Origin of the sequence: Kitasatospora sp. NPDC059722, from assembly GCF_042733235.1 — a bacterium.
Classification (GTDB): Bacteria; Actinomycetota; Actinomycetes; order Streptomycetales; family Streptomycetaceae; genus Kitasatospora.
The window spans coordinates 1-2,672 of record NZ_JBHWGD010000255.1; the positions used below are offsets into that span (position 1 = coordinate 1).

Sequence of the window (2,672 nt, forward strand, 5' to 3'; positions counted from 1 at the left end):
CCCAGGCCGCCGCCGGCGTCGCCGGCGTGATGAGGACCGTCCTCGCCCTGCGGCACGGCGAGCTGCCGGTGTCGCTCCACATCGACCGGCCCACCACGCACGTCGACTGGACGGAGGGCGCCGTCGACCTGCTCACCGAGGCCCGCGACTGGCCCGCCACCGGACGGCCCCGGCGCGCCGGCGTCTCTTCCTTCGGACTCAGCGGCACCAACGCCCACGTGATCCTCGAACAGGCCCCCCAGCAGGAGTCCCAGCCCGGTTCCTTGACCCCCGGGCCCGAGCGCCCCGCCCTGCCCTGGCTGCTCTCCGCCCGCAGCGCCGAGGCCCTGCGGGGCCAGGCCCGCGCGCTGCTCGACCACCTCGCCACCAGCAGCGCCGCGCCGCTCGACCTCGCGTACTCCCTCGCCACCGGCCGCGCGCTCCTGGAGCACCGCGCCGCCGTCGTCGGCACCGGCATCGAGGACCTGCGCGCCGGGCTCGCCGCGCTCGCCGACGGCACGCCCGCCCCGGGCGTCGTCACCGGCCGGCACGGCGCCGGCCGCGACCGCCGGGCCGTCCTCGTCTTCCCCGGCCAGGGCTCCCAGTGGGTCGGCATGGGCGCCGAACTGCTCGACGCCTCCCCGGGGTTCGCCGAGCGGATCGGCGCCTGCGAACGGGCCCTCGCACCCTGGACGGACTGGTCCCTCGAAGCCGTCCTGCGCGGCCGGGCCGACGCGCCGTCACTCGACCGCGTCGACGTCGCCCAGCCCGCGCTGTGGGCCACCATGATCGGGCTCGCCGCCTGGTGGCAGGTCCACGGCGTCACCCCCGCCGCCGTCCTCGGCCACTCCCAGGGCGAGATCGCCGCCGCCTGCGTGGCCGGCGCGCTCTCCCTGGAGGACGGCGCCAAGGTCGTCGCCCTGCGCAGCCAGGCCATCGCCCGCGGCCTCTCCGGCCACGGCGGCATGGTGTCGGTGCCGCTGGCGCACGCCGACGTCCTCGCCCGGATCGAGCCCCACGGCGGCCGGATCTCGGTGGCCGCCGCCAACGGCCCGGCCGGCGTGGTCGTCTCCGGCGAGAACGCGGCCCTCGACGACCTCCTGGCCGACTGCGCCCGCGACGGCGTCCGGGCCAAGCGCATCCCCGTCGACTACGCCTCCCACTCCGCCCAGGTCGAACGGATCGAGGAGACCCTCCTCGCCGAACTCGCCGGACTGACCACGCGCGAGGCCCGCATCCCGTTCTTCTCCACCGTCACCGCCGACTGGCTCGGCGACACCCCGCTCGACGCCGGGTACTGGTACCGCAACCTGCGGCGGACCGTCCGCCTGGAGGAGTCCGTCCGCGCCCTGCTCGCCCAGGGCCACGACGCCTTCCTCGAATGCAGCCCGCACCCCGTGCTCGCCATGGCCGTCGAGGACACCGCCGCCGACGCGGGCGTCCGGGCCGTCGTACTCGGCACCGTCCGGCGCGAGGACGGCGGCCAGGCCCGGCTGCTCGCCTCCCTCGCCGAAGCCCACGTGCACGGCGTGCGGATCGACTGGCGGCCCGCCCTCGCCGGCGGCCGGTCCGCCGACCTGCCCACCTACGCCTTCCAGCGCCGCCGCTACTGGCTCGCCCAGGACACCGCCCGCACCGGCGCTCCCCTCGAACCCAGCGGGCTGGACGGGGTCGTCCGGCTCGCGGACGGCTCGGGGAGCGTCCTGCTCACCGGCCGGATCGGCACCGGGACGCACCCCTGGACGGCCGACCACCGCGTGCGCGGCACCGCCGTCGTGCCGGGCACCGCGCTGCTCGACTGGGCCGTGCGGGCCGGCGACGAGGCGGGCTGCCCGACCGTCGCCGACCTCACCGAGCTCACCCCGCTCACCCTGCCCGACCACGGCACCGTCGACCTCCAGCTCACCGCGGGACCCGCCGACGCCGACGGCCGACGGGCCCTCACCGTCCACGCCCGCCCGACCGGCGCGCCGGACGACCTCCCGTGGACCTGCCACGCGAGCGGCACCCTGACTGCCGAGAGCGCTGACGGCGCGTCCCTGACCGCATGGCCGCCCGCCGGTGCCGAGGCGGTGGACACCCCGGACGACGCCGAGTACGGCGAGCGCTTCCGCACCGTCGCCGCACGCTGGCGGCGCGGCGACGAGCTGTTCGCCGAGGTCGCCCTGCCCGAGGAGCACCGCGCCGAGACGGCCGGCTTCCGCGTCCACCCTGGTCTCCTCCAGGCCCTGCTCGCCGCTCTCCCGGGCGGCACCGGCCCCGCCCAGCCCGTCGACTGGCGCGGCGTCACCGTCCACGCCACCGGTGCCGCCCTGCTCCGCGTCCGGCTCACCCCGGCCGCCGACGGTGGCCACGCGCTCACCGCCGCCGACGCCGACGGCGCCCCCGTGCTCACCGCCGGGGCCGTCACCGTCCGCCCGATCGCGCCCGAGCACCTCGCCCCGGTGGCGGACCCGCTCTACGCGGTCGAGTGGGCTCCGACACCGAACAGCGCCATGTCCGCCACCGGCCTTGAGGACACGGCCGTCCTCGGCGGCGACGACGCGCTCGCCGCCGCCCTCGGCGCCCGCTCCTACGCCGACCTCGCCGGCCTCACCGCCGCCCTGGACGCCGGGGAGCCCGCACCCGCCACCGTCGTCCACCGCCTCACCGCGGCCGACGACGCCGACCCCGTCACCGCCGCGCACCGCGCC

The 2,672-nt window shown here is 78.1% G+C and carries 1 protein-coding gene; it reads left to right on the forward strand.

Annotated features, from left to right (window positions below; all coding sequences use genetic code 11):
- Positions 1-2,672: acyltransferase domain-containing protein (locus tag ACFV4F_RS43075; protein ID WP_380511454.1), on the forward strand; the 2,672-nt coding region annotated here is incomplete at both ends.